Source organism: Brevundimonas sp. FG128 (assembly GCF_057809775.1).
The window spans coordinates 763,810-790,354 of the sequence record NZ_JBMDKP010000002.1 but is presented as its reverse complement, the minus strand read 5'-3'; the positions used below and the strand labels follow the sequence as shown (position 1 = coordinate 790,354).

The following is a 26,545-nucleotide window of genomic DNA, read 5'->3' as shown; positions in this document are numbered from 1 at the left end:
CGCCTGGACCGTCCCGGCCTCAAGCCGCGCGAAGCGCGGTAGGCCAAGGGAGATGTCGGAAGCGTTTCAGCCCAATCTGGATTTCACCCCCGTCGCCGAGGTCGAGGAGCGCGAGGCGTTCGTGGTCGATCTGGACGGCTATGAGGGGCCGCTGCATGTCCTGCTGGCCCTGGCGCGGAACCAGAAGGTCGATCTGCTGAAGCTGTCCATCACCCAGTTGGCGGAACAGTATCTGGCCTTCGTGCATGAGGCGCGGCGGCGCAACTTCGCCCTGGCGGCGGACTACCTCGTGATGGCGTCTTGGCTGGCCTATCTGAAGTCGCGGCTGCTGCTGCCGCGCACCGAGAAAGACAAGGGCGAGGAGCCGCCGGCCGAGCAGATGGCCGCAGCCCTGGCCTTCCGCCTGCAGAAGCTGGAGGCCATGCGGCGCTCGGTCGAACAGCTGATGGCGCGACCCCAGCTGAAGCGCGACGTCTTCACGCGCGGCGACCCCGAGGCGACGGTGATCGTGCCGTCGGACCGGATCGACGCCAGCCTGTACGAGCTGATGAGCGCCTATGTGGTGCAGCGTCGGCGCGAGGAGAGCAGGCGCTATGCGCCCGGCCAGCGGGTCGAGGCCTTTGCGTTGGAGGCCGCGCGCGACTGGCTGCGCGAGATCATGCCGAAACTGGCCGATTGGACCCCGCTGGACCAGGTGGCGCCGCATCGCGAGGGCGAGGAAGGCCCCAGCCAGGCCAGCTTTACGGCCTCGACCCTGTCGGCCAGTCTGGAGCTGGTGAAGGAGGGGGCGATGGACATTCGACAGACGCAGGCGTTCGCGGAGCTGTTCCTGAAACGGCGCGGGCAGGGGCAGCCGCTGGAGCTGATGGGGTGATGGGCTCGCTTTTCCATTCTTCTCGAATCGTCATCCTAGGGCCTGTCCCTAGGATCCAGACTCCCGGTGTTCGGCATGATCGCACTCTCGGAAAGACCGGGAGTCTGGATCCTCGCCACAAGGGCGAGGATGACGGAGTGTGGGGCGAGGACCGCGAAGTGGCTTTAAGGGCCGTTGCCCATGTCTGACCTGTCCTTCCAGCCCGACGAGGCCGAGATCGAGCGGCGGGTCGAGGCCCTGCTGTTCGCGGCCGCCGGGCCGCTGACGGCCGCCGAGATCGCCGCGCGGCTGCCCGAGAACTGCAATGTGGCGCGCGCCATATCGGGTCTGCGCGCCCGTTATGAGGGGCGGGGGGTGGAGCTGGAGTGTGTCGCCGACCGCTGGCGGTTCCGCACCGCGCCGGACCTGGCCTTCATAATGACGCAGGAGCGCGAGGAGCCGCGCCGCCTGTCCAAGGCCGCGCTGGAGACCCTGGCCATCATCGCCTACCACCAGCCCGTCACCCGCGCCGAGATCGAGAGCGTGCGCGGCGTGACCATCTCCAAGGGCACGCTGGACCTGCTGCTGGAGATGGGATTCGTGCGGTTGCGGGGGCGCAGGCGCACGCCGGGCCGGCCCGTGACTTATGCGACCACGGACAGGTTCCTGGAGCATTTCGGCCTGGCGACCCTGTATGACCTGCCGGGCGTGCAGGAGATGAAGGCGGCGGGCCTCTTGGACCTGTCGCTGCCCGTGGGCTTCGAGGTGCCGGACCCGAGCCGCGCCTCCGAGGCCGACGACGAGGACGGCAGTCTGCCTCTCGACGACGATACGCCCGAGTTCGCCCAAGACTTCGTAAGCGAGGAACGCTGAGCCCACGGCGCATTCACGCAGTTTTAGTCAAGCTTGGCTAATCATGCAGACATGAGTGGCGTCGCATCGAAAACAGGTTGGCGGGCGTGGAGTACGTTCAGGATCGCGGTGATCCTGATGCTGTCGTCCATCATCGGCATGGCGGGGGTGCTGGCCATCGTCAGCCAGGGCATCGACGCCCACCAGGCCCGCAAGGAAGAAGCCCTGGTCGAAATGCGGCTGAGGCGATCGCTTGAGACGATCGGCGAAAATCTGACCACCGCCTCGGTCTGGGACGAAGCGGTCGAACATATGATGGCCGGCGACGTGGCTTGGTACGATCAGTCCCTGGGCAAGTTCTACACGACCCTGCACAAACACCGCATCACCCTGGGCTATGATACGAGCGGACGGCTGTTCCGCATGAGCCGGGAGGGCGAGCCGGCGGGCGCCGACGCCGCAGACCCCTTCGCCCACAGCGCCCAGCCTGTCGTCGATCAGCTGCGCGCCCAGGCGGCGGGCCGCAATCGCACCGCCCACGCTCGGGCGGCCGTCACGCTTAAGTCCGTCTTCTTGCAGGTGGGCGACGAAATCTATGTGCTGGGCGCCTCGACCGTGGTTCGCCACACGCCGACCGGACCGACCCCGCCCGCCGATCCGGTGGTGGTCTCCTTCAAGCCCTTCCTGGGCGAGCTGGAGCCGCTGCGGACGCGGCTGGCGCTGAAGGGGGTGCGGTTTCAGCCCGGCGACGTCGCGCCGCCGCGCGGCATGGTCGGCGTCGATGTGCACGATCAGGCCGGTGTGCTGCTGGGGCGGGTGGTCTGGGCGCCGGAACGACCCGGCTCTCAGATTTTGGCGCAGGCGGGGCCGCTTCTGCTGTTGCTGTTCGCCGTCCTGGTGCTGGGGACCGGCTCGCTGTTGTGGAACACGGCGGCCGACGTGCGACGGCTGCGTGCGTCCGAAATCGCCCTGTCGTCGGCGTTGCAGCGGGCGGAGGCGGCCAATGAGGCCAAGAGCCGCTTCCTGTCGAACGTCAGCCACGAGCTGCGCACGCCCCTGAACGGGGTGCTGGGCATGGCCGAGGTGATCGGCGCAGACCTGGTCACGCCGCAACAGCGCGACCGTCTGGAAGTGCTCAAGGCCTCGGGTCGTCAGCAGTTGCGGCTAATCGAGGAACTGCTGGACGTCGTGCGGCTGCGCGATGGGGCGGTGACGCTGGAGACGCGGCCGTTCCGGCCTGACAACCTGCTGCGCCGCGTGGCCCACGACTTCCGTAGCGTGGCCCAGGCCAAGGGGCTGAAGATCAAGGTGGAGGCGGCGAAGGGCGAATGGCTGGGCGACCCGGTCCATGTCGAAAAGCTGATGGCCGCCCTGACCGACAACGCCGTCCGTTTTACCCGAAAGGGCGACGTGACCCTGCGCGCGCTGGCCGGCGACGGTCTGGTGCTGGAGGTCGAGGACACCGGCCCCGGCATGGAACCCGCCGAGGCGACGCGTCTGTTCGAGTCCTTCACCCAGGGCGACGAGAGCAGCACCCGCACGGCGGACGGCCTGGGCCTGGGGCTGACGGCGGCCCATGGACTGGCGACCCTGATGGGCGGCAAGATCGAGGTGAAGACCGTGCCAGGCATGGGCAGCATCTTCCGCGTCACCCTGCCGCTGAAGCCTGCCTAGACCGTCAGCAGGCGCGGCAGTTTGAAGGTCACGGTCTCGCGGGCGCCGCCGTCCTCGGTGACGGTGGCGTCGAAACGGGCGGCGATGGCGTCGACCAGGGCCTCGATCAGCGGTTCAGGCGCCGAGGCGCCGGCGGTGACGCCGACCGTCTGCACCCCGTCGAACCAGCTCCAGTCCACCTGCGACGCATCATCCACCAGATAGGATGCGCGCGCGCCGGCCCGCATCGCCACCTCGACCAGCCGGGCCGAGTTGGACGAGTTCTTTGACCCGACCACCAGCACCAGTTCGCAGCCCTCGCCCAGCACCTTGACCGCGTCCTGGCGGTTGGTTGTGGCGTAGCAGATGTCTTCCTTGTGCGGGTCGGGCAGTTCGGGGAAGCGGCGCTTCAGCACCTTCAATATGCCCGCCGTGTCATCGACCGACAGGGTGGTCTGGGTGGCGTAGGCCAAGGGGGCGTCGCCGGGACGGATGAACGATTCGGCGTCGGCCTCGGTCTCGACCAGGCTGATGGCGCCGTCGGGCAGCTGGCCCATGGTGCCGATCACCTCCGGATGGCCGGCGTGGCCGATCAGGATGATGTGGCGACCGGCGGCGTGATGGCGCTCGGCCTCGACATGGACCTTGGACACCAGGGGGCAGGTGGCGTCCAGGAACAGCAGCTGGCGCGCCTGGGCGTTTGCGGGCACCGACTTGGGCACGCCGTGGGCCGAGAAGACGACCGGGCGGTCGTCGGGGCATTCGTCCAGTTCCTTGACGAAGATGGCGCCCATGGCCTTCAGCCGTTCGACGACGTGGCGGTTATGGACGATCTCATGGCGGACATAGACGGGGGCGCCGAACTTCTCGATGGCGCGCTCGACGATCTGGATCGCCCGGTCCACCCCGGCGCAGAAACCGCGCGGCGTCGCCAGCCTCACCGAAATCGGACGAAGCGGAGCAGCGGGGGGAGGAACATGGGCGTTCATGGGGCGAACCTAGTCGTTTGCGGCGCTGATCGCCATCGAACCCGCGTCGGGAGGCGCGGGATTCTGTCGCCATCAACAGCGGCGCATCGTCACGGCTTGTCCACAGGCGGCGAAAGTCGAAGTTCTACAAAGGTTTAGAGCGCGATCACGACGCCTTGACCTTGTGGCCGCTCACGATTAGTTTCCGCGCCGAATTCAGACCCGTTCGGACGCACCGTCCGGACGCTGAGCGCACAGGTCCTATCCCCTATGTCGGAATCGCGCGAAGAGGCGATCAAACGCCTCCAAGACAGCGCATCCGCATTGGAGGCGCGGACGACGGCGGAGAAATCCGCCGAGCTGACCGGCCATCAGGTGTCGGGTCAGGCCTACAAGATCATCGCCGAACTTCTCGGCGGCGTCTTCGTGGGGCTGGCGCTTGGGTTCATCGCGGACTGGGTCCTTGGGACCCGCCCGTGGGGTTTGATCGGCGGGGTCCTCGCGGGCTTCGCCTTGTCGATTTACATGGCGCGTCGCACAGCCAACCGGCTGATGGCGCAGGCCAAGGCGTTGGGAACGTCGGCTCCGGCCGACCCCTACGTCGAGGCCGACGAAGACGGGGAACGATAGGGCTTCATGGCCGATCCGATTCATCAGTTTCAGATTCAGAAGGTCATCGACCTTCCTGACGTGACCCTGCCTGTGGTGGGCGTGGTCGATCTGGCGATCACCAATTCGCACATCGCCATGACGGCCGCCTTCGTCGTGATCGTCGCCTTCCTGGCGGCCGTGACGTCGAACGCCAAGGTCGTGCCGGGCCGCCTGCAGTCTGCGGGCGAGAGCATGTTCGGCCTCATCGACAACCTGGCCGATTCCATCATCGGTCACGAAGGCCGCAAGTATTTCCCGTTCGTCTTCACCCTGTTCACCCTGATCCTGGGCATGAACATCCTGGGTCTGTTCCTGACCTTCACGGCGACGTCGCAACTGGCCATCACCGTCACCTTCGCCCTGATCACCTTCGGTCTGGTGCTGGTCGTCGGCTTCGCCAAGAACGGCCTGGGCTTCTTCAAGCTGTTCTGGCCCATGGGCGCGCCGCTGGCGCTGCGCCCGGTGGTCGGCCTGATCGAGTTCGTCTCCTTCCTGCTCCGCCCGGTCACCTTGGCGCTTCGTCTGTTCGGCAACATGCTGGGCGGCCACGTCGCGCTGAAGATCTTCGCTGGCTTCGTGGTGTCGCTGGGCCTGCTGGGCCTGGGCGGCGGCATCGGCCTGCTGGCCTTCCCGGTGGCGGCCCTGTCGCTGGGCATGGTCGTGGCGCTGACCGCGCTGGAGTTCCTCGTGGCCTTCCTTCAGGCCTTCGTTTTCGCCGTTCTGGCCTGCATCTATCTGAATGATGTGGTCAACCTGGACCACGCCCACTAAGGGCCGGACCAGTCTCTTCACCCCAACCACCAACGACTTAATCTAGGAATACAATCATGGACGCTGAAGCCGCGAAGTACATCGGCGCTGGTCTCGCCACTCTGGGCATGATCGGTTCGGCCCTGGGCGTGGGCAACATCTTCGGCCAGTTCCTGGCCGGCGCCCTGCGCAATCCGTCGGCCGCCGCCGGCCAAGTCGGCAACCTGTTCGTGGGCGCCGCTCTGGCCGAAGCCCTGGGCATCCTGGCCTTCGTGCTGGGCATCCTGATGATCTTCGGCTGATATCAGTCGATCACGGCGCGCGGGGTTCGCCCGCGCGCCGCTTCATCTGATCCTGCAATAGACGGTTCATGGCCAGCATCCAAACCAACGACGCGCTTCCGACTTCGGTCGAAAGGGACCTGCACGCCGAGACGGCGACGCCCGGCGAGCACGGCGCCGGCGGCCTGCCGCAATTCCAGTTCGAACATTGGGCGGGCCAGATCGGCTATTTGCTGATCCTGTTCGTCGTCCTGTATCTGCTGGTCTCCAAGGTCTTCGCCCCGCGCCTTCGCAAGGTGATGGACGAACGGGCCGACACCATTTCCACCGCCGTCGCCACCGCGCGTCAGGTCCAGGCCGAGGCCGCCGAACAGGCCGCCCAGGCTCAGGCCGAGGTCGCCAAGGCGCGCGCCGACGCCCGATCCATGGCCGCCGCCGCCAAGGCCCGCGTGACGGAAGACGCCAATGCCCGCCAGGCTGCGGAAGAAGCCGTCGTCAACGCCCGCATCGCCGAGGCCGAGACTGCTATCGGCAAGACACGCGACGCCGCCATGGCCAATGTCGCCGCCATCGCCTCCGACACGACCGCCGCCATGGTCGAGCGTCTGACCGGCAAGGCCGCGACCCCTGCCGAGCTGGCTGCGGCCAAGGGAGCCGTCTGATGAACCTGATTTTCGAACACGGCATCTGGAGCTTCGCCAATGCGGAGATCTGGGTCGGTATCGGCCTGCTGATCTTCTTCGGCATCCTGATCGCCGTGGGCGTGCCCAAGATGGCCGCCGCCCAGCTGGACGCCAAGGGCGCCAAGATCCAGGCGGACCTTGACGAGGCCGCGCGCCTGCGCGCCGAGGCCGAGGCCCTGCTGGCCCAGATCCGCAAAGAGAAGGCCGAGGCCGAGGCCCAGGCCGCCGAGATGATGGCCCAGGCGGAAGCCGACGCCCGTCGCCTCGAGATCGAGACCAAGGCCAAGCTGGAAGAGACCCTGGCCCGTCGTCAGAAGATGGCCGAGACCCGCATCGCCCAGGCCGAGGCCCAGGCCTCGGCCGAGGTCAAGGCCGCCGCCGCGGACCTGGCCGCCAAGACCGCCGAACAGGTTCTGGCCGCCCGCCTCGCCGGCGGCGCCAAGGACCCGCTGCTGGACGGCGCCATCGCCCAGATCGGCGATCGCCTGAACTGATCCCAGGGCTCAGCGCCCAACGAAAAAAGGCCCCCGACGTCGCCGTCGGGGGCCTTTTCCATGAGGCTAAGGCCTGGCTCAGTGCGCGTGGGCGCCCCCGATGAAGGCCGCGTTCTGGCGCCGATCGCGCGCCACCAGCCGGGCGTAGACATTGCCCAGGACGATGCCGAACACGGCGTGGGTGATCAGAAGCCAGGCGATGGTGCCGAAGCCGGCGCCGGCCGTGAAGGTCCGGTAGTTGCCGAACATCACGATGGCCGCCATCATCACCACCCAGGCCCCGACGGCGAAGACGATGCCCTTGGTTTCGGGCGTATCGGTGGGCAGTCGCGGGCAGAGGACCGCGAAGAGCGGCCCCAGGATCAGCACGCCGCTGATCACATGCACCACCCAGCCGACGGCAAGATTGCCCGGCATGCCGATCATCGAGGCGATGACCCCCTGGAAGGGGTCGAACCAGTTTAGGAAAAGATTGGGTATTTCAAGCAAGGAAACAGCCACGGTCGCCGCCAATCCAGCGATCAGGCCCTTTTGTACGCGTGACATCATGACCTTAGCGCCTCCCAACGCATGAGTGGTTCTCTGATAACGCAGGAACAGGATACGCCTGTCCGGGAGGGCTGGAGTTCACGATCCCGTGGTTAGCGGTTGCAGCAACGCAACCGCAACAATCGTCGCCAACTAGCGGAAGATCTTGCGGAAATAGCGACGCATCTGTTTGCGGGCGCGCACTAGCCGGCGACCCTTGCGGTTCAGCACGACCTTTTCGGCGCGCAGGGCTTGCTGCCAGAAGACCGGCGCGATCTCGGGCTTTCTGCGCATCAGACGCCTGAATGGATAGACCCATTTGGGCCGCGCATACTGGGCGCGGATGAACTGCCGCTTGGCCCAGAACGAGCTTTTCAGGATCAGCATCAGGCCGACGGCGATGACCGGAATGCCGCCGGGGCCGGGCAGGGGCGCGATCAGGATCCCCAACAGCACGACGACCAGTCCGCCGATCATCAGGGCCCAGCGCTTCAACACACGCAGCAGGCGGCTGCGTGGCTTGGAGGGCGGGACGAAGAGAGCGGGTGCGTAGGTCACTGATGCGCCAGATGGGGAGGAGGAGGCCCGATGACAACGAACGCCCCGGTCGCGCGATCCCTCGTCGGGAAAGGAAAAGGCGACCGTGACGACGTTGCCACAACGCCACCAAGCCTCTGCTTCGATGGCCGATGCGTGTCCGACGGATGAAGCTTTGGTCATGAAGCGACGGAACACACAGGCTGTGGCGCGCGGGTCACGATTAGCCGAACGCGACCCCGGTCAGGCTTTCTGACACGGCCCACAGGCGACGCGCTGCCGTAGCCTCCAGCGCCTGGGGTTCGATCTTTGCGCGTCCGGGCGCGCCCGATAGCTCCTGAAAGCCTTGGGGGCCGTAATAGCCGCCTGGTGCGACATGCGGCGAAGTGGCGGCCATCAGGCTGGGCAGGGCGCCGGCCACCGACGACTGGGCGAACAGGCCGATAAAGACGCCGGTCGCCCATGCCGACAGTCCCCCGCCGTCACCCTGACCATTGGCGACCAGATCGGTCCGCGCGACACCCGGGTGGGCGGCGACGCTGCTCAGCCCCCAGTCGTTGGCGTCGCTGCGGCGTTGCAGCTCGATGGCGAACATCAGCATGGCCAGTTTGGACTGCTGATAGACCGGGAAGGGACGGTAGCCGGCGTCGTAGTTCAGGTCGTCGAGGCGGATGCGCCCGCCCCTGTGGGCGATGCTGGACAGCTGCACCACCCGAGCCCCTTCTGGCCGGGAATCGGTTGCGCTCAGCAGAGGCATCAGCCGTCCGGTCAGGGCGAAATGGGACAGGTAGTTGGTTCCGAACTGCATCTCGAAGCCATCGGCCGTGGTCTGGCGTTTCGGCAGGGCCATGACGCCCGCGTTGTTGATCAGGATGTCGATGGGCCGTCCCGCCGTCAGATAACGATCGGCGAAGGCGGCCACGGACGCCAGATCGCCCAGGTCCAGAAGGTCGAACCGCACGTCGGCGTCGGGATGTCGCGCGCGGATCAGCCGTTCGGCCTCGGCGCCCTTGGTCGGATTGCGGGCGGCCAGCACCACCTCGGCGCCCTTTGCGGCCAGCACAAGCGCGGTTTCCAGGCCCAGACCGCCGGTCGCACCGGTGATGATGACCAGCTTGCCGCTCTCGTCGGGAATATCGGCTGTGGTCCAGGTCGTCATTTCGCTATCCTGTCGCTGAAACATGGTGTCTCTAAGGGTTCCGGCTTGCGTATCTGCATCCGGTGCAAATATGCAAGAAGTGCAAGAAAAGATTTCCGCCAAGGATCAGGGACTGCGTGAGCGCAAACGGCTGGAGACGCATGCCCGTATCCAGGCCGAGGGCACGCGCCTGTTTCTCGACAGGGGGTTCGAGGCGACGACCCTGGACGATGTGGCGCAGGCGGCGGACGTGTCGCGACGAACCCTGCTGAACTATTTCGGCTCCAAGGAGGAGATCGTCTTTTCGGCCAAGGCTGGGTTTCCGCAAATGGTCGCGGACGCCATCGCCGCGCGGCCGGCGGACGAATCCCTGCTGGACATGGTGGAGAACGCCCTGATCGATCTGGCCCAGGAACCTCAGTCCGAAGAGACCAAGGCGTTGGCCGTCCTGATCCACGGCACACCCTCGCTGAGGGCGGGAGACCAGGCGAAGTACGAACAGGTCGAGCGGCTGCTGGCCGAGGCCCTGGCGGCGCGCAAGGGCCTGGCGTCCGACGACATCGCCTGCCGCGTCGTCGCCGGGACGGCGGTCAGCATCATGAAGCTGTCGTTGGACGCGTGGCTGGCCCACCCCGACGCGCCGCCCGAGACGTTCGGGCGCGCGGCCTTCGCGGCGCTGAGACGGGCTGCGGGTTAGAGATCGAGAGCTACAAAAGCCCCATCATTCTTCCCATCGGCCTTCATCCTCGTCCTTGTGGCGAGGATCCATACTCCCGGCGCGTCCGCAGTATGCGCACCCATCGAACACCGGGAGTCTGAATCCCAGGGACAAGCCCTAGGATGACGGGACTTAGGGGCGTCGGCTCAGGCCGCCTGGTTCGACCCTGCCGGGGCGGACCAGCGCAGGACCGGCGAGCGGGCGGCGCGGGTTTCGTCGAGGCGCTTCAACGGGGCGTGGAAGGGGGCGCCCTTGAAGCGGTCGACGTCGCCGGCTTTCGCCGCTTCGGCCAGCAGACGCATGGCGTGGATGAAGCGGTCCAGTTCGGCCTTGGACTCCGTCTCCGTCGGCTCGATCAGCATGGCGCCGTGGACGACCAGGGGGAAATACATGGTCATCGGGTGGAAGCCCTCGTCGATCATCGCCTTGGCGAAGTCGAGCGTGGTGATGTCCGTGCCCTTCAGCCATTCGTCGTCGAACAGGGCCTCGTGCATGCAGGGGCCGTCGGGGAAGGCCGCCGACATCAAATCACCGAGCCGGGCCTTGATGTAGTTGGCGTTCAGCACCGCGTCCTCGGCGACTTGACGCAGGCCGTCGGCGCCGTGCGACATCATGTAGGACAGGGCGCGCACATACATGCCCATCTGGCCCTGGAAGGCGCACAGGCGACCGAAGGCCTGAACGGCTTCGTCTTCCTCGCGCTCGATCAGACGATAGCCATTGTCGTCATGCACGACCCAGGGCGCCGGGGCGAAGGGCGCCAGGGCTTCGGACAGCACCACCGGACCCGCGCCCGGACCGCCGCCGCCGTGGGGCGTCGAGAAGGTCTTGTGCAGGTTGATGTGCATGGCGTCGACGCCCAGGTCGCCCGGACGCACCCGGCCGACGATGGCGTTGAAGTTGGCGCCGTCGCAGTAGAAGTAGGCGCCGGCTTCGTGCGTCAGGCGGCTGATCTCCAGAATGTCGCGCTCGAACAGGCCGCAGGTGTTGGGATTGGTCACCATGATGGCGGCGACATCGTCGCCCAGCTTGGACGCCAGGTCGGCCACGTCCACGCGGCCGTCCTCGGTCTGGGCGACCTCGACGACGGTATAGCCGACGAAGGCGGCCGTGGCCGGGTTGGTGCCGTGGGCGCTGGTGGGGACCAGGACCTTGCGACGCTTCTCATGCTGGCCCGAGGCCTCGTGCGCGGCGCGGATGGCCATCAGGCCGCACAGTTCGCCGTGCGCGCCCGCCTTGGGCGACAGGGCGACGGCGGGCATGCCGGTCAGGGTCTTCAGCCAGTGGGCCAGGGTGTCCATCAGCTCCAGCGCGCCCTGCACCGTCGAGATCGGTTGCAGCGGGTGGATGTCCGAGAATCCGGCCAGGCGCGCCATCTTCTCGTTCAGGCGCGGGTTGTGCTTCATCGTGCACGAGCCCAGCGGATAGATGGCCAGATCGATGGCGTGGTTCTTTTGGCTCAGGCGCACATAGTGGCGCATGGTTTCCGGCTCCGACAGGCCGGGCAGGCCGATCGGATCCTTGCGGACCAGGTCGCCAAGGTCCGAGCCATCGGTCTTGGGTTCCGGCAGATCGACGCCCGTCTTGCCCCAGCCGTCGCCCTCGAAGATCAGGGCTTCGTTCTGCAACAGGCCGCGGCCGCCGGTCAGGGTGGCGGGCTTGGTCTGGACCTGGTTCGGGGCGGTCGGGCGGCCGACGGTGTTCATGGTGCTCATGGTCGTTATCCCTTACGCGCCGAGGACTTTGGAGAGCGACTTGGCGAGGATCTGGATGTCGGCATCCAGCGTCGTCTCGGTCGCGGCGACCAGCAGGACATCGTCCATACCAGCGTCGGGGGCCAGGCGGCTGTAAGGCACGCCGGCCAGGATGTGATGGCCGGCCAGGGCGTCCACGACCTCGGCCGCGTTCCTGGGCAGGCGCACCGCGAACTCGTTGAAGAACCGCGAGGTCAGGATTTCGACGCCGGGGATGGCCGCTAGGGCGTCGCGCGTGGCGACGGCCTTCTCGTGGTTCAGCAGGGCCAGTTTGCGCAGGCCCGTCTCGCCCAGCAGGCTCATGTGGATGGTGAAGGCCAGGGTGCAGAGGCCCGAGTTGGTGCAGATGTTCGACGTCGCCTTGTCACGGCGGATATGTTGTTCCCGCGTAGACAGGGTCAGGACGAAGCCGCGCTCACCGTCGGCGTCGACGGTCTCGCCGGTCAGGCGACCGGGCATCTGGCGGATCAGCTTCTCGCGCGTAGCGAACAGGCCGACATAGGGGCCGCCGAAGTTCAGGGCGTTGCCGATCGACTGGCCCTCGGCCGCGACGATGTCGGCGCCCATCTCGCCGGGCGATTTCAGCAGGCCCATGGACACGGCTTCCGTCACCACGACGATCAGCAGGGCGCCAGCGGCGTGGGCGGCCTCGGCGATCTTGGTGACATCCGTCGCCGTGCCGAAGACGTTGGGGGTCTGGACAACGACGCAGGCCGTGTCGGGACCGATCTGGTCGATCACGGCGGCCTCGGCGTCGACGGCTGCGGGCAGGGCCAGGGTCTCGACGCCGACGGCGTGAACCACGGTCTCGGTCGCCTTGACGTAGTGGGGATGGACGCCGCCCGAGATCACCGCCTTGTTGCGGCGGGTCACGCGGGTCGCCATCAGCACGCCCTCGGCCATGGCGGTCGAGCCGTCATAGAGGCTGGCGTTGGCCACCGGCATGCCGGTCAGGTTCGCGACCTGGGTCTGGAACTCGTAAAGGTACTGCAGGGTCCCTTGGGCGATTTCCGGCTGATAGGGGGTGTAGCTGGTCAGGAACTCGGACCGTTGGATCACGTGATCCACCGTCGCCGGAACGTGGTGCTTGTAGGCCCCCGCTCCGCAGAAGAAGGGCACGGCGCCGGCCGAGGCGTTCTTGGCGGCCATGGCGGACAGGGCGCGCTCGACCTCCAGCTCGCCCGCCACGCGCGGCAGGTCCACGGGGCCGTCAAGCTGCGCCGACTGGGGCACGTCCACGAACAGGTCGTCGATCGATTTCGCGCCGATGGCGGCGAGCATCGCCGTGCGGTCGTCGGGCGTCAGGGGGAGATAACGCATGTTCATTTCACCTTGTCATCCCGGCCGAAGCGAAGCGGAGAGCCGGGACGGGATGGGCCTTGAAAGTTTCGTTCCGGTCGGCCCATCGGGCTGAACCGGAACACGGGCGGGGTGGTCAATCCTTGTCCCGGATGAGCTGCGCTCTCCGGGACGGGAAATAGGTATTGCGTGGTCGTCCCGGCTCTCCGCTTCGCTTCGGCCGGGATGACAAGACTTAAAGGGCGGCGAGGAAGGCGTCGTAGGCGGCCTGGTCCATCAGGGCGTCCAGTTCAGCAGCGTCCGAGACCTTGATCTTGGCGAACCAGCCGTCGGCTTCGGCGGCCGAGTTGACGGTTTCCGGGGCGGTCGACAGGGCGTCGTTGGCCTCGACCACTTCGCCCGAGACGGGGGCGTAGACGTCCGAGGCGGCCTTGACGCTCTCGACCACGGCGAAGCTGTCGCCCTTGGCCACGGTCTTGCCGACCTCAGGCACCTCGACGAACACCACGTCGCCCAAGGCGTCGGCGGCGTGTTTGGAGATGCCGACGGTGGCGATGTCGCCGTCCAGGCTGACCCACTCGTGATCCTTGGTGAACTTCATTTGTCTGTCCTCGCAAGACCCGCCCGCAAGCGGTCCGATGTTTAAACTCGTCATCCTAGGCCTTGTGCCTAGGATCCAGACTCCCGGTGTCGGAAGCCGTGATCCGACGGCGGGCGTCGGTGTTTATGGACCCTGGGCACAAGGCCCAGGGTGACGAAAGAAGAGGGCGTTACGCCTTCGGCTTCCGGTAATAGCGTTGCGCCACGAAGGGCATGGCGACGACTTCGGCGGCGGCGGTCTTGCCGCGCACGATGACCTTCAGGTCCGCACCCAGCGCGGAAAACGCGGGGGGCACAAAGCCCATGGCGATGTTCTGGCCCAGGGTAGGGGAGGGGCCGCCCGAGGTGACCTTGCCGATGACGTTTCCGTCGGCGTCGGCGATCTCGGCGCCTTCGCGGGCCGGGGCGCCTTCCTTGACGATCAGACCGACGCGGACGCGCGTGGGGCCGTCGGCCAGTTCCTTCAGGATGCGGTCGGCGCCGTTGAAGTCCGCGCGTTCCTTGCGCGACTTGGACAGGGCGAAGGTCAGCGCGCCTTCGACCGGCGAGGTCGTCGGGTCGATGTCATGGCCGTGCAGCGGCAGGCCGGCTTCCAGACGTAAGGAATCGCGGGCGCCCAGGCCGATCGGCTTGACGCGGGCGTCTTCCAGGATGGTGTTCCATACCCGTTCGGCCTGGTCCGCCGGGACCGAGATCTCATAGCCGTCCTCGCCGGTATAGCCCGAACGCGAGACATAGCAGTCGACGCCGAACAGCATCAGCCGCGCGCATTCCATGAAGCCCATCTCGGCCAGGATCGGCTCATGCGCCGCCATGACCTCGGCGGCTTCCGGCCCCTGGATGGCGATCAGCGCGCGGTCCAGAACCGTCAGCTTGGCGTCGCCTTCCAGATTGGCTTCCCAGAAGGCGAAATCCTCGTCCTTGTTGCCGGCGTTGACGACGACGAACAGTCCGTCATGGTCCGGGCGGCCGGCCATCAGGTCGTCGATGATGCCGCCGTCCTTGTTCAGCAGCAGCGAATATTTCTGCTTGCCGGCCTTCAGGATTTCATAGTCGCCGGGCACGAACCGCTCGAACTGGGTGGTGGCGTCGGCGCCGGTGATCTTGCACTGGCCCATGTGCGACACGTCGAACAGGCCGGCGTGTTCGCGGGTCCAGCGGTGCTCGGCCAGGACGCCCTCATACTGAACCGGCATGTCATAGCCGCCGAAGCCCACCATGCGAGCCCCCAGGGCGCGGTGCGCGGCGTTCAGAGCGGTCGTCTTCAGGGTCTGGTCGGTCATGGTTCAGGCTTTCACGGTCGCGTGTTGTGGCGGAGCTCCGCCGTCCTCGCGCCCCCGCTGTCCTGAAGCCTGAGAGATTCCGGCGACCAAATCATGTCGCCTTGCTCCGTCGGCGCGCCCTTGAAGAGCGACTTTCCAGCGTCCGTATGCTGTCGCGGTCCGTTTGCCTGAGCGTTTCCGGGGCGGTTGCGCCTTCGGCGTCGAGGCTGATTCCTCAGTCTCGAACTCTCCCGCGAGAGCGCTCGACCTAAGGCATCGACTCCGGCCCCAAGTCAAGCGGGAGGGGAACAAGCCTGCGTGTCGTGGATTGTCGTGGGGAGCCCCCACTCGAAACCCAGGAAGACCAAAATGTCCATTATAGACAAGCTGTTCGGCGACGACGACAAGCAACGCACCAGCCCCGCCAAGCCCGATGGCCCCATGCAGAAGGTGCTGGACGAACTGGCGTCGCTAAATCCCAAGCCGATCGAGAGCCTGTCGCCGGCCGAGGCCCGCCAGCAGCCGACTCCGACCGACGCGGTCCACTCCCTGCTGCGCAAGGCTGGCAAGGATCCGAAGGCCGACGACTTGGGCGTCAAGATCACCGACATATCCATTCCCGGCGCCGAAGGCCCGATCCAGGCCCGTATCTACAAGCCGCATGACCATTCCGAGGACAAGCTGCATCCGGTGGTGGTCTATTTCCACGGCGGCGGCTTCGTGATCGCCGATCTGGATGTCTATGACGGCGGCCCGCGCGGCGTGTCCAAGATGGCCGATGTGATCGTGGTCTCGGTCCACTATCGCCAGGCGCCGGAACACCATTTCCCCGCCGCCCACGACGACGCCCTGGCCGCCTATCGCTGGGTGCTGGACAACGCCCAGAGCTTCAACGGCGACCCGCAGAAGGTGGCGGTGATGGGCGAGAGCGCCGGCGGCAACCTGGCCATCGGCGTGTCCATGATGGCGCGCGACGCCGGCCTGCCTGCGCCCAAGCACCAGGTGCTGGTCTATCCGGTCGCCGGGGTGGACATGGACAATGAGTCCTACGTCGAGAACGCCGACGCCAAACCACTGAACAAGCCGATGATGAAGTGGTTTGTGAAGCACATCTTCGCCAACGAGGCCGACGCCCAGGATCCGCGCATCAATATCGTCGAAAAGGCGAACCTGGCCGGCCTGCCGTCCTCGACCGTTATCTGCGCCGAGATCGACCCGCTGCGTTCTGAGGGCGAACTGCTGGCCGAGAAGCTGGAACAGGCGGGCGTCGATGTGCGCCAGAAGACCTTCCACGGCTCGACGCACGAGTTCTTCGGCATGGCCATGGTCGTGCCGGACGCCATGGCCGCCCAGACCTTCGCCGCGCATGAACTGAAGCGGGCCTTCGGCACGGCGATCCTGCCGATCTGATCCCCACACCATCCCGTCACCCTCGCCCTTGTGGCGAGGGTCCATACTCCCGGTGCTCGCCGGTTCGCCGCGTCTTCGACGGAGCGTATGGATCCCAGGCACAAGGCCTGGGATGACGGGGGGCGGAGGTTGAGAGGGTTTCTCTTGCGGTCACGTCGCTCGCTCGCCAAGAACAGGCGACGCTCCCAGCCGCCCCGGACCGACCCCATGACCCGCACAAGCCTCGACGCCCATATCGCCGCCCTGGATGCGCCGGAGGGCCTGAAGACCGTTCTGACCGTCGTCGCCGCCACCTGCGCCCAGATCAGCGATGTGGTCGCGGGCGGCGCTCTGGCCGGTGCGCTGGGCGTCTCGGGCCAGATCAATGTCCAGGACGAGGAGCAGAAGAAGCTCGACGTCATGACCAACGACATGCTGACCGACGCCTTGCTGGCCAGCCCCGTCGTCGCCGGCGTCGCATCCGAGGAAATGGACGAGGTCCAGCCGGCGTCCCATTCCACCGGCGACTATCTGGTCCTGTTTGACCCGCTGGACGGTTCGTCCAACATCGACATCAACGCCATGGTCGGCACCATCGTCTCGGTGCTCAAGTCCGCTACGCCCACGCCGACCGAGGCCGACTTCATGCAGCCGGGCCGCAGCCAGGTCGCCGCTCTCTATGCCCTGTACGGCCCCCAGACCATGCTGGTCCTGACGACCGGCGCCGGGGTCAAGGGCTTCACCCTGTCGAACGACGGCGACTGGATACTGACCCACGACGACATCGCCATTTCGTCGGACACCAAGGAGTTCGCCATCAACATGTCGAACCTGCGCCACTGGGCCGAGCCGGTGCAGACCTATGTCGGCGACCTGCTTAAAGGCGAGGACGGGCCGCGCGGCAAGAATTTCAACATGCGCTGGGTCGCGGCCATGGTCGCCGACGTCCACCGCATCCTGATGCGCGGCGGCGTCTTCCTCTATCCGTGGGACAGGCGCGAGCCGAACAAGCCGGGCAAGCTGCGCCTGATGTACGAGGGCAATCCGATGGCCTTCCTGGTCGAACAGGCCGGGGGCAAGGCGACGACGGACGGGGTGCAGCCAATCCTGGACGTCCAGCCCGAACATCTGCACCAGCGCATCCCGGTCGCCCTGGGTTCGAAGAACGAGATCGATCAGTTCGCGGCGGCGTAGGCGTCCAACTCCGCGATTCGCGCGGCCTTCTCAGCCTCGCCCAGAAACGACCCTTCGAAGCTGTTGCGCGCCAGCAGCGTGACCTCCTCACGCGTCAGCCCCACCGCCGCCGCCAGCCGGCTGTAATTTTCGTTCACATAGCCGCCGAAATAGGACGGGTCGTCCGAGTTCAGGGTGACGTGCAGGCCCCGGCGCAGCATCTCGGGCACGGGGTGGTCCTTCAGGTCGTCGACGACGCACAGTTTCAGGTTCGACAAGGGACAGACGGTCAGGGTCATCTGTTCGCGCGCCAGCCGCTCGACCAGGGCCTCGTCCTCCATCGAGCGATTGCCGTGGTCCATCCGGTCGATGTGCAGCAGGTCCAGCGCCTCGTGGACATAGGCCGGCGGGCCTTCCTCCCCGGCGTGGGCGCACAGTTTCAGGCCCAGGTCGCGGGCGGCGGCGAAGACGCGCTGGAACTTGGACGGCGGATGGCCGACCTCCGATGAATCCAGCCCGACGCCGATGAAGTGATGCAGATAGGGCTTGGCCGCCTCCAGCGTCGCAAAGGCCTCGTCCTCGGTCAGGTGGCGCAGGAAGCTGAGGATCAGGCCTGAGCTGACGCCCAGTTCCGCCTTGGCCCGGTCCATGCCCGCGATCAGCCCCTCGACCACCACGCCGAAGGCCACGCCCCGGTCGGTATGGGTCTGGGGATCGAAGAAGATTTCGGCGTGGCGCACATTGTCGGCGGCCGCGCGCTGGAAATAGGCGAAGGCCAGATCCTCGAAATCCTTACGGGTCAGCAGCACGGCGGCCCCAGCGTAATAGATGTCCAGGAAGTCCTGCAGGTTGGAGAAATCATAGGCGGCCCGCACCGCCTCGACGCTGTCATAGGGGATCGAGACCCCGTTCCGCTGCGCCAGCTCGAACATCAGTTCCGGCTCAAGGCTGCCTTCGATGTGCAGGTGCAGTTCAGCCTTGGGTAGGCCGGCGATATAGGTGTCGAGCGACATGGGCGATCTCCGGGAGGACATCGCCCAGTCTAACCTACATCCGCTCCGGCGTGTCGATCCCCAGGAGGTTCAGCGCAATTTCCAGCTGGCTGAGCGCCGCCGCTGACAGGGCGAGGCGAGACCGTTTGGTCGCCTCGTCGGGCGCGATCAGGACGGGGCAGGCGGCGTAGAATTTCGAGAACGACTGCGCCACGCGATAGGCGTGTTCGGCCACCAGATGCGGCATCCGCTTCTCATAGGCGTCGGACACGGCGGTGCTGAAGGCGTCCAGCGTCAGGGCCAGGTCGCGCTCGGCCGGCTCGGCGATGACGATGGCGCCGGGCGTCAGTCCCTGTTCGGCGCCCTTGCGCAGCAGGGATTTGATGCGGACCGACTGGTACAGCAGATACGGTCCGGTCTTGCCCTCGAAGCTCATGAACCGGTCTAGGTCGAAGACGTAGCTGGTGGTCCGCGCGTTCGACAGGTCGGAGAACTTGAGCGCCGCGATGGCCACCTTGTGCGCGATGGCCTCGAACTCCTCCGGCGACAGGTCGTCGCCCAGCTTGGCCTCGTGCAGCCGCTCACGCGCCTTGTCCGTCGCCTGATCGATCAGGTCGCGCAGCTTCAGCACCCCGCCCGCGCGGGTCTTGAACGGCTTGCCGTCCTCGCCGTTCATGGTGCCGAAGCCCAGATGCTCCAGCGCGCCCTGTTCAGCGTAGCCGGCCAGATAGGCGGCGCGGAAGACCTGTTCGAAATGCTCGGCCTGACGCTCGTCGACGACATACAGGGCCAGATCCGGCGACAGCGCCTTCTTGCGGTCCAGGATGGTGGCCAGGTCGGTCGTGCCGTACATGGCCGAGCCTTCCGAGCTGATCACCAGCAGGGGCGGGGGCGAGGGCGCCTCGATCACCGAGCCGTCGGCCAGCTTCTTCTTGCGGGTCTCGCCCGGCTTGGCGACGTGGACCACCTGGGCGCCGTCGTCCTCGACCAGCAGTCCGGTCTCTTTCAGATGCGCCAGCATTTCGGGCATCTGGGGATCGGCGTCGCTCTCACCGTTCCACAGGTCGAAATCGACCGACAGATCGCCGTATTCACGCTTCAGCGCCTCGCGGCTGACCGCCACGAAATGGGCCCACAGGGCGCGATATCCGGGCCGACCGTTCTGCAGTTCCGCCGTCGCCTTGCGCGCGCGGTCGCGAAAGGCGGGGTCTTCCTTGGCCTTGCCGGCGGCCAGCGGATACAGCCGGTCCAGATCGGCCAGGGTCACGGGGCTATCGGCCGGGAAGGGGCCGTCGCCCTCGGCCATAAAGGCGTTCGCCAGGCCCTCGTCGCCACAGGCCACGATCAGCAGGCCCATCTGGAAGCCCCAGTCGCCGAAATGGGCGTCGCCCGTGACGTGGTCGCCGCGGAAGCGGAACAGACGTTTCAGACTTTCGCCGATGATGGCGCTGCGCAGGTGGCCGACGTGCATCGGCTTGGCGACGTTGGGACCGCCGAAGTCGATCACCACCTTGCGCGGTTCGGCCACGACGGCGGCGCCGGCGTGCTCGGCGTCGGCCGCGACCTCGGCGGCGCGTTCGGACAGAAGCGCGTCAGAGAGCTTTAGATTGATGAAGCCCGGCCCCGCCACCTCGACCGAGGAAAAGCGCGGATCGGCGGTCAGGCGCTCGGCGATCCGTGTCGCCAGTTCGCGCGGATTGGCCTTCAGCGCCTTGGCGGCGGCCAGGGCGCCGTTCGACTGGAAGTCGGCCAGGTCTGGGCGGTCGGACGGGGTGACGCGGGCCAGGGCCCTATCCACGCCTTCGGCGGCGAAGGCGGCGGCGACCGCTTCGCTGAGGACGGTCTTCAGATCAGCCATTTATTCGCTCGGCGCGGCGGCAGGCGCGGCGGGCGTCGCGCCGGCGTTGATTCGGAAGCGGCTGCCCGAACGGTTGAACTCGGCCATTTCCGGGGTCACGTCGAAACCGACCAGGATCTCGAAATTGCCGCCGCTGGTGTCCACGCTGGCGCGCGGGATGACGATGGTGCGTTCCTCGGCGACCGAGGCCGTGCGCTGACCATCGAAGTTCACCGGCAGGTCGAAATATTCCTTGGTCAGGATGGCGCTGTTCCGTTCGGTCACCGCGATCCAGTAGCGATAGGTGCGCTGATCGCTGGTCGCCTGGGCGCCGCGGCCCAGTTGGAACAGCATGCCGATGTCCACGCGGATCGGATCGGCTTCGCGGTATTCGCAGTCCGAGGTGACGCCTTCGATCTCGCCGGTATAGCCGACGTTGGCGATGGCGGCCCGATCGCCTTCCAGTTCGACGTAGCGGGCGGCGTCGTAGAGGATTTTCACATAGGGGCAGGGACCGGCGTTGGCGCGACGACGCAGCGGCGCCAGGCGCGGCGCGCGGGCGGGCGCGTCCTGCGCCGAACCGTCGGCCTGCTGGCCCTGACCGCCGCGCTGACGCTGGGAGGTCTGGGCCTGGGCGGCGGCGGGCAGGACGGAGGCCGCCATCGAGAGGGCGGCCAGGGCGGTGAGGACGCGACGCATCAGCTTATTTTTCCGACAGCGAAAGAGGGCGCACGATGATCGCGGCCGATCATCAACGCTCGCCGCTGATAGCGGCTAAAGCGAGGCGCGGCAAACCCTCGCTGCCGTCAGCGCTCCATCACCAGACAGGTCGAGGTCGCGGTGGCATACAGCTTGCCGTCAAGCCCGCGCAGATCGGCTTCGGAGAAGGCGGCGCGGCGACCGGCCTGGACGATCCGCCCCTCGGCCCTGACGGGCACGCCCGCGCTCAGCGCCTTGTGGAAGACGGTCTTCAGCTCAAGCGTCGTATAGGTCTGGCCCGGCCGCAGCGTCGAATGGACCGCACAGCCGCAGGCGGAATCCAGCACGGTCGCGATCCAGCCGCCGTGCACCGTGCCCAGAGGGTTGTAGACGGCGGTGGTCGGCACGGCCTCGAACACGACGCGGCCTTCCTCGACCTCGGTCAGGTCGAAACCCACGGTCCTGGCGATCGGCGCGATGAGCCCGTCTGTCATGCCCAGACGCAGCTGCTCGACCCCGGACAGGGCGGCGATGTCGAGGGCTTGGGTCATGCGAACGGCTCCGGCTCAGGTCCGTTCACAATAAGGACGGACGCCGCCGTGGCAAGCGTCCGCCGTGGGGTCTTAAAGACCCGGCAGCTTGAAGCCGCCGCTGCGGCGCGGCTGGATGGTGATCGCTTCCTGGCCGCCGGTCAGGGCCTGAAGACGCGCGGCCTCGGTCGAGGCGTCTATGGTCTGCTGGCCTTCGGCGGTCTGACGGACCGTGGGCGCCTGGGTCGAGGGGTCGTCCTTGCGCCAGAACATCAGGCGGTTGGCGAAGCTCTCGTCCTTGTGCGCCAGGTCGCCGAACTCGTCGTCGATGACGTAGCGGGCCAGGGGATCGGCCTGGTCGCCGCCGGCCTGGGCCACCAGGACCTGCTCGCCCGGCGTGCGGGTGACGGCCTGGCGCTGACCCAGCAGGATCTGACGGGCGGCGCTTTCGGGGGCCAGTTCCTGCGGGCGCGGCTGGCCCGGCGCCGGCGGGCGCAGGCCGTACTCGGGCGGGATGCTGAGCGGGGCGGTGGAGACGGTGACGAACTCGTCCGGCACGACCTTGGTCAGGCCGATGCCTTGCTTCAGTCCGCCGCAGGCCGAGACGGCAAGGGCGGAGGAGGCGACGAGGGTCAGGACGGCGACACTGCGGATACGCATGGTTTCAGGCTCTGGTCGGCTGATGCACGAAGCGCCGCGAGGGCGCCGTTGGCATAGTGAAGACGGGGTGATTACGACTTTTCAGGGGCTACGCCAACCTTGGCGGGTCGGTCCGACACCAGACTGTCCAGAATCAGCAGCACCACGCCGATGGTGATGGCGCTGTCGGCGATGTTGAAGACCCAGGGGAAGACGCCGGTGCCCGAGAAGTCGATGAAATCGACCACATAGCCGAACCGCACGCGGTCGATGACATTGCCAAGCGCCCCGCCCATGACGAAGCCGATGGCGGTGATCAGCAGGCGACGGTCCGACTGGGTCGCCCACCAGGCCAGACCCCCCGAAACGACCAGGGAGAAGATCGTCAGACCCCAGCGCGCCTCGCCGCCGCCGAACAGGCCAAAGCTGACGCCGGTGTTCTCCACCCAGCTGAAGTTCAGGATCGGCGGCAGGACGGGGATGCGCCCGACCTCCTGCAGGGAGACGCCGCTGATGATCCAGGCCTTGGTCAACTGGTCCAGCACGATGATCAGGAGCGCGAAGGCGTAGGCGGTCAGGGCGAGGCGAGTGATCTTCATACGGCGGCGGTTAGCAGGAAGCGGCGCGGGGGCGAAGCGGAAAACGGCGCATCAGAACAGGTCGCCCTGGTTGGCGGTCGGCGGTTTGGCCTTCTGGATCGGACGCGGCGACGCCGGGCGGGGTTCGCCGCCGTCGATCGTGGCGGGGCGCGCGCCGTCGCCGAACACCAGCCTGACCGCCTGACCGGCCTCCAGCGCCTTGGCCGAGGTGACCCAGCCGCCGTCGGTATCCTCGACCCGCGCGAAGCCGGGTTTGGGGCGGCCGGGGTCCAGCGTCGTCAGCGCCCGCGACAGGGCCGCCAGACGGTCGGCGTCCCGCTCCAGCCGACGCGGCATGACGCCGTCCAGCCGCGCGCCGACGGCCTGAAGTCGGGCTTCGCGCTGATCCAGTCGTCGGTGCAGCGGTTCGGGCGACAGGCGGGCCGAGACCTGCAACAGCCGCCGCTCGCCCCGCGCCACGCCCGCCTGAAGGGCTGCACCCAGCCGGTCGCCCGCGCCGCGCAACCGATCCTGACCCCGTTCGATCCGTGTGCGCAGCAGGGCCGGGCTCAGCTTGCCGCCCGTCACCGCCAGATGCCGTTCGTGCAGGGCGACGTTGCGTTGCAGGCCAGATCCGAGGCGGCTGGCCGCATGATCCAGTCGCTGCTGCGCCAGGGCCAGCAGATCCTCCGGCCGCGCCGGCAGGCCGCGCGCCACGGCCCGCAGCCGCGTGCGCCGATCCTCGATCAGCCGCCCGCCGGCCTGGACCATGCGCCGGTCCATGTCTGCCACGGCGTAGCGCAGGTCCGCCAGCACCGGCGTCGCCATCTCCGCCGCGCCGGTCGGTGTCGGGGCGCGACGATCCGACACGAAGTCGATCAGGGTCGTATCCGTCTCGTGCCCCACGGCCGAGATGATGGGGATGCGCGCCGCCGCCACCGTGCGCGCCAGGCCTTCGTCGTTGAAGCACCACAGGTCCTCGACCGACCCGCCGCCGCGCGCGACGATCAGCAGGTCGGGGCGCGGGATCGGCCCGTCCGCCGTCAGGGTGTCGAACCCGCGAATGGCGTTCGACACCTGGCCACACGCCGCCTCGCCCTGAACCACCACAGGCCAGACGATGACGCGGCATGGCCAGCGTTCGGCGATCCGGTGCAGCACGTCGCGGATCACCGCGCCGGTCGGGCTGGTGATCACGCCGATGACGGCGGGGAAGGCGGGCAGGGCCTTCTTGCGGCCCGGTTCGAACAAGCCTTCCTCGCGCAGCCGAACCTTCAGCCGCTCCAACTGGGCCAGCAGGGCGCCGGCCCCCGCCGCCTCCATGCTCTCAATTACGATCTGATAGGACGACCGCGCCGGATAGGAGGTGATCTTGCCGGTGACGATGACTTCCAGCCCGGCCTCGGGCTGCACGCCCAGACCCCGCGCCGATCCCTTCCACACCACGCCGTCGATGGCGGACTTGTCGTCCTTCAGCGTCAGATAGATGTGGCCCGAGGCGTGGCGATTGACCTTGGAGATTTCGCCCCTCAGCCGCACATGACCGAACCGATCCTCCAGCGTGCGCTTCAGCGCAAAGGACAGCTCCGAGATCGACAGCGGCGGATTGTTGTCGCGCGGGGCAGGGGCCTCGGCCGGGCCTTCGAACACATAGGAGTCGTCGCTCATGGCCTCAGCTTACCCTGCGGCGATCCGCGCGGGAACGGCGGACGCGTCCCGCCGTTCGACTTTCATGGCCGCCGACCCGCAAGGAACCGATCCCTCCGACCGCGCACCGCGCGAACGCGACCTTGCGCGCCGTGCCGGAGGCGGCGGGGCCATGAGCCCGTGGCTGATCGTCGGCTGCATCATTCTGTTGGGACTGGGCGTCTATGTCGTCTCGGCCCTGTTCTGAAATCAGGAAAACCATGAACCGTCTTGTCCCGCTCGCCGCCGTCCTTTGCCTGACCGGCGCCGTCGCCGCCTGTTCGGATCGCGACGACGATGTCGTCCAGCCGCCCGCGCCGGGCGCGGCGCCCGTCGCCCTGCCGGACCAGCAGGCCGATACGGCGGCGACCAATGCGGCTCTCGCTTTCGGCATGACACGCGACCAGCTTGAGGATGCGGACGTCTACTCCCGCGCCAACGTCGATCTGGGCGACGTCGAAACCCTGGTGCTGGACGCATCCGGCGCCCTGACCCATCTGGTGGTCGAGTTGGAGGGGCCAGGCGACATGAAGGTGCTTGTGCCGGTCGATGACGTGTCGCCGATCGACCGCAACGGCGACCGGGATCTGGTCACCGATCTGACGCCTGGCCAGCTTCAGGCCCTGCCGGCCTGGACCCCGCCAACGCGCTGATTGCACTCTGAATGCCGCGTTAAGTCTGACGGGCGCTTGACCGGCCGGCGCCGGCCGGTCATTGCCCGATCTCATGAACATTCTTCTCGTCGGATCGGGCGGCCGCGAACACGCCCTGGCCTGGAAGATCGCCCAGTCGCCTCTGGTCACGCGCCTGGTCGCCGCGCCGGGCAACCCCGGCATCGAGAAGCTGTGCGAGCTGCGCGCCGTCAAGGCGGACGACGCCGACGGCCTGGCCGCCCTGGCCAGAGAGATCAAGGCCGATCTGGTCGTTGTGGGGCCCGAGGTGGCGTTGGCCGCTGGTCTCGCCGACCGTCTGGCCTCAGCCGGCATTCCCTGCTTCGGGCCGACCGCCAAGGCGGCGCAGCTGGAAACCTCCAAGGCCTTTTCAAAGGGCTTCCTCGAACGTCACGAGATCCCCACCGCTGGTTACGGCGTCTATGACACGGTCAAGGACGCCAAGGCGGCGCTGGACGTGTTCCGGCCGCCCTATGTGATCAAGGCTGACGGCCTGGCCGCCGGCAAGGGCGTGGCCATCAGCCCCGACCGCCCCGACGCCGAGGCCGAAATCGAGCGCATGCTGGGCGGTCGGTTCGGCGCGGCCGGCGCCCGCGTCGTGATCGAGGAGTTCATGGACGGCGAGGAAGGCTCGCTGTTCGCCCTGTGCGACGGTCAACGCGCCCTGCTGTTTGGCGGCGCCCAGGACCACAAGCGCGCCTTCGACGGCGACCTTGGCCCCAACACCGGCGGCATGGGCGCCTATTCGCCCGCGCCCGTCTTCACGCCCGAGCTTGTGCAGCAGGCCGATGCGCTGATCGTCCAGCCGACGATCCGCAAGATGGCGGAGGAAGGCGCGCCCTATCGCGGCGTCCTCTACGCCGGCCTGATGGCGACCGACGATGGTCCTAAGGTGGTCGAGTTCAACGCCCGCTTCGGCGACCCGGAATGTCAGGTGCTGATGATGCGGATGGCTGGCGACATCGTCCCCTATCTGCTGGGCTGCGCGCGCGGCGATGTCTCGGGCCTGGCTTCGCCCGCCTTCAAGCCTCAGACGGTGATCTGCGTGGTCATGGCCGCCAAGGGCTATCCCGACAGCCCTCTGGAAGGCTCGATCATCCGCGGCGCCGATCAGGACTTCGGCCCCCATGTCCAGGTCTTCCATGCCGGGACCAAGCGCCGCGACGACGGCTTGCTGGCCGCCTCGGGCGGGCGCGTCCTGAACGTCTGCGCCGAGGGCGACGACATCGCCCAGGCCCGCGAACGCGCCTATGCCGCCATCAAGAAGATCGACTGGCCGGGCGGCTTCAACCGCTCCGACATAGGCTGGCGGGCGCTGGAGCGGGGTTGA

29 protein-coding genes and 2 riboswitches are annotated in these 26,545 nt (G+C 67.4%); of the genes, 14 read left to right on the top strand and 15 right to left on the bottom strand.

Annotated features, from left to right (window positions below):
• The first annotated feature begins 52 nt into the window (after nt 1-52).
• The 3 genes from ACODSC_RS08355 (at nt 53) to ACODSC_RS08345 (ending at nt 3,379) form a co-directional block, all read left to right on the top strand.
• Nucleotides 53-874 (top strand): segregation and condensation protein A, encoded by an 822-nt coding sequence (locus ACODSC_RS08355; protein WP_488813414.1) that lies wholly within the window; start codon nt 53-55, stop codon nt 872-874.
• Nucleotides 875-1,054: 180 nt separating this feature from the next.
• On the top strand, nt 1,055-1,726 hold the full coding sequence (gene scpB / locus ACODSC_RS08350; protein ID WP_488813413.1) for an SMC-Scp complex subunit ScpB: 672 nt from the start codon (nt 1,055-1,057) through the stop codon (nt 1,724-1,726).
• A gap of 117 nt (nt 1,727-1,843) precedes the next feature.
• Nucleotides 1,844-3,379 carry a sensor histidine kinase gene (locus ACODSC_RS08345; protein ID WP_488813467.1) on the top strand — a complete coding sequence of 512 codons (1,536 nt, stop codon included), beginning with the start codon at nt 1,844-1,846 and terminating at the stop codon, nt 3,377-3,379.
• On the opposite strand, the gene ispH is transcribed toward ACODSC_RS08345, so the two are convergent.
• Entirely contained in the window at nt 3,376-4,347 is a 972-nt protein-coding gene (gene ispH, locus ACODSC_RS08340; RefSeq protein WP_488813412.1) for a 4-hydroxy-3-methylbut-2-enyl diphosphate reductase, read from the bottom strand. The genes ACODSC_RS08345 and ispH overlap by 4 nt on opposite strands.
• Before the next feature lie 249 nt (nt 4,348-4,596).
• Between ispH and ACODSC_RS08335 the strand changes: the two genes are divergently transcribed.
• From ACODSC_RS08335 to ACODSC_RS08315, 5 genes are all read left to right on the top strand, one after another.
• A complete protein-coding gene (locus ACODSC_RS08335; protein ID WP_488813411.1) occupies nt 4,597-4,956 on the top strand; it encodes an AtpZ/AtpI family protein in 360 nt (119 codons plus the stop codon).
• Nucleotides 4,957-4,962: 6 nt separating this feature from the next.
• Entirely contained in the window at nt 4,963-5,748 is a 786-nt protein-coding gene (locus ACODSC_RS08330; protein WP_488813410.1) for a F0F1 ATP synthase subunit A, read from the top strand.
• 56 nt (nt 5,749-5,804) lie between these two features.
• Nucleotides 5,805-6,029: a F0F1 ATP synthase subunit C gene (locus ACODSC_RS08325; RefSeq protein ID WP_008261286.1), complete on the top strand. Its 225-nt coding sequence runs from the start codon at nt 5,805-5,807 to the stop codon at nt 6,027-6,029.
• 68 nt (nt 6,030-6,097) lie between these two features.
• Nucleotides 6,098-6,670: a F0F1 ATP synthase subunit B family protein gene (locus ACODSC_RS08320; RefSeq protein WP_488813409.1), complete on the top strand. Its 573-nt coding sequence runs from the start codon at nt 6,098-6,100 to the stop codon at nt 6,668-6,670.
• Entirely contained in the window at nt 6,670-7,185 is a 516-nt protein-coding gene (locus ACODSC_RS08315; RefSeq protein WP_488813408.1) for a F0F1 ATP synthase subunit B, read from the top strand. The genes ACODSC_RS08320 and ACODSC_RS08315 overlap by 1 nt, the downstream gene beginning before the upstream one ends.
• A 78-nt stretch (nt 7,186-7,263) precedes the next feature.
• Here ACODSC_RS08315 and ACODSC_RS08310 read toward each other — a convergent pair whose 3' ends face one another.
• The 3 genes from ACODSC_RS08310 to ACODSC_RS08300 all read right to left on the bottom strand — a co-directional run bounded on the left by ACODSC_RS08310 (nt 7,264) and on the right by ACODSC_RS08300 (nt 9,409).
• The gene (locus ACODSC_RS08310; RefSeq protein ID WP_488813407.1) at nt 7,264-7,734 is read right to left on the bottom strand and encodes a DUF6789 family protein; all 471 of its coding nucleotides are present in this window, start codon (nt 7,732-7,734) and stop codon (nt 7,264-7,266) included.
• Nucleotides 7,735-7,866: 132 nt separating this feature from the next.
• Nucleotides 7,867-8,271 (bottom strand): hypothetical protein, encoded by a 405-nt coding sequence (locus ACODSC_RS08305; RefSeq protein WP_488813406.1) that lies wholly within the window; start codon nt 8,269-8,271, stop codon nt 7,867-7,869.
• 202 nt (nt 8,272-8,473) lie between these two features.
• Nucleotides 8,474-9,409: an SDR family oxidoreductase gene (locus ACODSC_RS08300; RefSeq protein WP_488813405.1), complete on the bottom strand. Its 936-nt coding sequence runs from the start codon at nt 9,407-9,409 to the stop codon at nt 8,474-8,476.
• A 70-nt stretch (nt 9,410-9,479) separates the two neighbouring features.
• Between ACODSC_RS08300 and ACODSC_RS08295 the strand changes: the two genes are divergently transcribed.
• A complete protein-coding gene (locus tag ACODSC_RS08295) occupies nt 9,480-10,085 on the top strand; it encodes an acyl-CoA-like ligand-binding transcription factor (RefSeq protein ID WP_488813404.1) in 606 nt (201 codons plus the stop codon).
• 167 nt (nt 10,086-10,252) lie between these two features.
• Here ACODSC_RS08295 and gcvPB read toward each other — a convergent pair whose 3' ends face one another.
• From gcvPB to gcvT, 4 genes are all read right to left on the bottom strand, one after another.
• On the bottom strand, nt 10,253-11,821 hold the full coding sequence (gcvPB, locus tag ACODSC_RS08290; RefSeq protein WP_488813403.1) for an aminomethyl-transferring glycine dehydrogenase subunit GcvPB: 1,569 nt from the start codon (nt 11,819-11,821) through the stop codon (nt 10,253-10,255).
• A gap of 12 nt (nt 11,822-11,833) precedes the next feature.
• Complete coding sequence (gcvPA, locus tag ACODSC_RS08285; RefSeq protein ID WP_488813402.1) at nt 11,834-13,180, bottom strand: aminomethyl-transferring glycine dehydrogenase subunit GcvPA; 1,347 nt, start codon at nt 13,178-13,180, stop codon at nt 11,834-11,836.
• A gap of 214 nt (nt 13,181-13,394) precedes the next feature.
• The gene (gene gcvH / locus ACODSC_RS08280; RefSeq protein WP_488813401.1) at nt 13,395-13,760 is read right to left on the bottom strand and encodes a glycine cleavage system protein GcvH; all 366 of its coding nucleotides are present in this window, start codon (nt 13,758-13,760) and stop codon (nt 13,395-13,397) included.
• A 169-nt stretch (nt 13,761-13,929) separates the two neighbouring features.
• Nucleotides 13,930-15,042, bottom strand: coding sequence for a glycine cleavage system aminomethyltransferase GcvT (gene gcvT / locus ACODSC_RS08275; RefSeq protein WP_488813400.1), 1,113 nt, complete (start codon nt 15,040-15,042; stop codon nt 13,930-13,932).
• A gap of 55 nt (nt 15,043-15,097) precedes the next feature.
• Nucleotides 15,098-15,183: riboswitch (glycine riboswitch) on the bottom strand.
• A gap of 4 nt (nt 15,184-15,187) precedes the next feature.
• Nucleotides 15,188-15,285, bottom strand: a riboswitch (glycine riboswitch).
• 105 nt (nt 15,286-15,390) lie between these two features.
• Between gcvT and ACODSC_RS08270 the strand changes: the two genes are divergently transcribed.
• Nucleotides 15,391-16,431, top strand: coding sequence for an alpha/beta hydrolase (locus tag ACODSC_RS08270; RefSeq protein WP_488813399.1), 1,041 nt, complete (start codon nt 15,391-15,393; stop codon nt 16,429-16,431).
• Nucleotides 16,432-16,638: 207 nt separating this feature from the next.
• On the top strand, nt 16,639-17,604 hold the full coding sequence (locus ACODSC_RS08265; RefSeq protein WP_488813398.1) for a class 1 fructose-bisphosphatase: 966 nt from the start codon (nt 16,639-16,641) through the stop codon (nt 17,602-17,604).
• Here the strand turns inward: ACODSC_RS08265 and ACODSC_RS08260 are convergent.
• The 7 genes from ACODSC_RS08260 to xseA all read right to left on the bottom strand — a co-directional run bounded on the left by ACODSC_RS08260 (nt 17,586) and on the right by xseA (nt 24,526).
• Nucleotides 17,586-18,617: an adenosine deaminase gene (locus ACODSC_RS08260; protein WP_488813397.1), complete on the bottom strand. Its 1,032-nt coding sequence runs from the start codon at nt 18,615-18,617 to the stop codon at nt 17,586-17,588. The genes ACODSC_RS08265 and ACODSC_RS08260 overlap by 19 nt on opposite strands.
• A gap of 13 nt (nt 18,618-18,630) precedes the next feature.
• Entirely contained in the window at nt 18,631-20,433 is a 1,803-nt protein-coding gene (gene argS / locus ACODSC_RS08255) for an arginine--tRNA ligase (RefSeq protein ID WP_488813396.1), read from the bottom strand.
• Nucleotides 20,434-21,111 (bottom strand): Tat pathway signal sequence domain protein, encoded by a 678-nt coding sequence (locus tag ACODSC_RS08250; protein WP_488813395.1) that lies wholly within the window; start codon nt 21,109-21,111, stop codon nt 20,434-20,436.
• Nucleotides 21,112-21,218: 107 nt separating this feature from the next.
• On the bottom strand, nt 21,219-21,662 hold the full coding sequence (locus tag ACODSC_RS08245; protein ID WP_488813394.1) for a PaaI family thioesterase: 444 nt from the start codon (nt 21,660-21,662) through the stop codon (nt 21,219-21,221).
• 72 nt (nt 21,663-21,734) lie between these two features.
• On the bottom strand, nt 21,735-22,301 hold the full coding sequence (locus ACODSC_RS08240) for a DUF3035 domain-containing protein (RefSeq protein ID WP_488813393.1): 567 nt from the start codon (nt 22,299-22,301) through the stop codon (nt 21,735-21,737).
• A gap of 71 nt (nt 22,302-22,372) precedes the next feature.
• On the bottom strand, nt 22,373-22,879 hold the full coding sequence (lspA, locus tag ACODSC_RS08235; RefSeq protein WP_488813392.1) for a signal peptidase II: 507 nt from the start codon (nt 22,877-22,879) through the stop codon (nt 22,373-22,375).
• A 51-nt stretch (nt 22,880-22,930) separates the two neighbouring features.
• Nucleotides 22,931-24,526, bottom strand: a complete 1,596-nt coding sequence (xseA, locus tag ACODSC_RS08230; protein ID WP_488813391.1) for an exodeoxyribonuclease VII large subunit — start codon at nt 24,524-24,526, stop codon at nt 22,931-22,933.
• Here xseA and ACODSC_RS08225 point away from each other — a divergent pair.
• The 3 genes from ACODSC_RS08225 (at nt 24,525) to purD (ending at nt 26,545) form a co-directional block, all read left to right on the top strand.
• Nucleotides 24,525-24,752, top strand: coding sequence for a hypothetical protein (locus ACODSC_RS08225; RefSeq protein WP_488813390.1), 228 nt, complete (start codon nt 24,525-24,527; stop codon nt 24,750-24,752). The two genes, xseA and ACODSC_RS08225, sit on opposite strands and share 2 nt — an antisense overlap.
• Before the next feature lie 13 nt (nt 24,753-24,765).
• Nucleotides 24,766-25,197, top strand: coding sequence for a PRC-barrel domain-containing protein (locus tag ACODSC_RS08220; RefSeq protein ID WP_488813389.1), 432 nt, complete (start codon nt 24,766-24,768; stop codon nt 25,195-25,197).
• Nucleotides 25,198-25,270: 73 nt separating this feature from the next.
• A complete protein-coding gene (purD, locus tag ACODSC_RS08215) occupies nt 25,271-26,545 on the top strand; it encodes a phosphoribosylamine--glycine ligase (RefSeq protein ID WP_488813388.1) in 1,275 nt (424 codons plus the stop codon).

Excerpts from the sequence above, each read along its gene's own strand:
- ACODSC_RS08355 (WP_488813414.1), top strand. The coding sequence starts at position 53 with ATGTCGGAAGCGTTTCAGCCCAATCTGGATTTCACCCCCGTCGCCGAG.
- scpB (WP_488813413.1), top strand. The coding sequence starts at position 1,055 with ATGTCTGACCTGTCCTTCCAGCCCGACGAGGCCGAGATCGAGCGGCGG.
- ACODSC_RS08345 (WP_488813467.1), top strand. The coding sequence starts at position 1,844 with ATGCTGTCGTCCATCATCGGCATGGCGGGGGTGCTGGCCATCGTCAGC.
- ispH (WP_488813412.1), bottom strand. The coding sequence starts at position 4,347 with ATGAACGCCCATGTTCCTCCCCCCGCTGCTCCGCTTCGTCCGATTTCG.
- ACODSC_RS08335 (WP_488813411.1), top strand. The coding sequence starts at position 4,597 with ATGTCGGAATCGCGCGAAGAGGCGATCAAACGCCTCCAAGACAGCGCA.
- ACODSC_RS08330 (WP_488813410.1), top strand. The coding sequence starts at position 4,963 with ATGGCCGATCCGATTCATCAGTTTCAGATTCAGAAGGTCATCGACCTT.
- ACODSC_RS08325 (WP_008261286.1), top strand. The coding sequence starts at position 5,805 with ATGGACGCTGAAGCCGCGAAGTACATCGGCGCTGGTCTCGCCACTCTG.
- ACODSC_RS08320 (WP_488813409.1), top strand. The coding sequence starts at position 6,098 with ATGGCCAGCATCCAAACCAACGACGCGCTTCCGACTTCGGTCGAAAGG.
- ACODSC_RS08315 (WP_488813408.1), top strand. The coding sequence starts at position 6,670 with ATGAACCTGATTTTCGAACACGGCATCTGGAGCTTCGCCAATGCGGAG.
- ACODSC_RS08310 (WP_488813407.1), bottom strand. The coding sequence starts at position 7,734 with ATGATGTCACGCGTACAAAAGGGCCTGATCGCTGGATTGGCGGCGACC.
- ACODSC_RS08300 (WP_488813405.1), bottom strand. The coding sequence starts at position 9,409 with ATGACGACCTGGACCACAGCCGATATTCCCGACGAGAGCGGCAAGCTG.
- ACODSC_RS08295 (WP_488813404.1), top strand. The coding sequence starts at position 9,480 with ATGCAAGAAGTGCAAGAAAAGATTTCCGCCAAGGATCAGGGACTGCGT.
- gcvPB (WP_488813403.1), bottom strand. The coding sequence starts at position 11,821 with ATGAGCACCATGAACACCGTCGGCCGCCCGACCGCCCCGAACCAGGTC.
- gcvPA (WP_488813402.1), bottom strand. The coding sequence starts at position 13,180 with ATGCGTTATCTCCCCCTGACGCCCGACGACCGCACGGCGATGCTCGCC.
- gcvH (WP_488813401.1), bottom strand. The coding sequence starts at position 13,760 with ATGAAGTTCACCAAGGATCACGAGTGGGTCAGCCTGGACGGCGACATC.
- gcvT (WP_488813400.1), bottom strand. The coding sequence starts at position 15,042 with ATGACCGACCAGACCCTGAAGACGACCGCTCTGAACGCCGCGCACCGC.
- ACODSC_RS08270 (WP_488813399.1), top strand. The coding sequence starts at position 15,391 with ATGTCCATTATAGACAAGCTGTTCGGCGACGACGACAAGCAACGCACC.
- ACODSC_RS08265 (WP_488813398.1), top strand. The coding sequence starts at position 16,639 with ATGACCCGCACAAGCCTCGACGCCCATATCGCCGCCCTGGATGCGCCG.
- ACODSC_RS08260 (WP_488813397.1), bottom strand. The coding sequence starts at position 18,617 with ATGTCCTCCCGGAGATCGCCCATGTCGCTCGACACCTATATCGCCGGC.
- argS (WP_488813396.1), bottom strand. The coding sequence starts at position 20,433 with ATGGCTGATCTGAAGACCGTCCTCAGCGAAGCGGTCGCCGCCGCCTTC.
- ACODSC_RS08250 (WP_488813395.1), bottom strand. The coding sequence starts at position 21,111 with ATGCGTCGCGTCCTCACCGCCCTGGCCGCCCTCTCGATGGCGGCCTCC.
- ACODSC_RS08245 (WP_488813394.1), bottom strand. The coding sequence starts at position 21,662 with ATGACCCAAGCCCTCGACATCGCCGCCCTGTCCGGGGTCGAGCAGCTG.
- ACODSC_RS08240 (WP_488813393.1), bottom strand. The coding sequence starts at position 22,301 with ATGCGTATCCGCAGTGTCGCCGTCCTGACCCTCGTCGCCTCCTCCGCC.
- lspA (WP_488813392.1), bottom strand. The coding sequence starts at position 22,879 with ATGAAGATCACTCGCCTCGCCCTGACCGCCTACGCCTTCGCGCTCCTG.
- ACODSC_RS08225 (WP_488813390.1), top strand. The coding sequence starts at position 24,525 with ATGGCCTCAGCTTACCCTGCGGCGATCCGCGCGGGAACGGCGGACGCG.
- xseA (WP_488813391.1), bottom strand. The coding sequence starts at position 24,526 with ATGAGCGACGACTCCTATGTGTTCGAAGGCCCGGCCGAGGCCCCTGCC.
- ACODSC_RS08220 (WP_488813389.1), top strand. The coding sequence starts at position 24,766 with ATGAACCGTCTTGTCCCGCTCGCCGCCGTCCTTTGCCTGACCGGCGCC.
- purD (WP_488813388.1), top strand. The coding sequence starts at position 25,271 with ATGAACATTCTTCTCGTCGGATCGGGCGGCCGCGAACACGCCCTGGCC.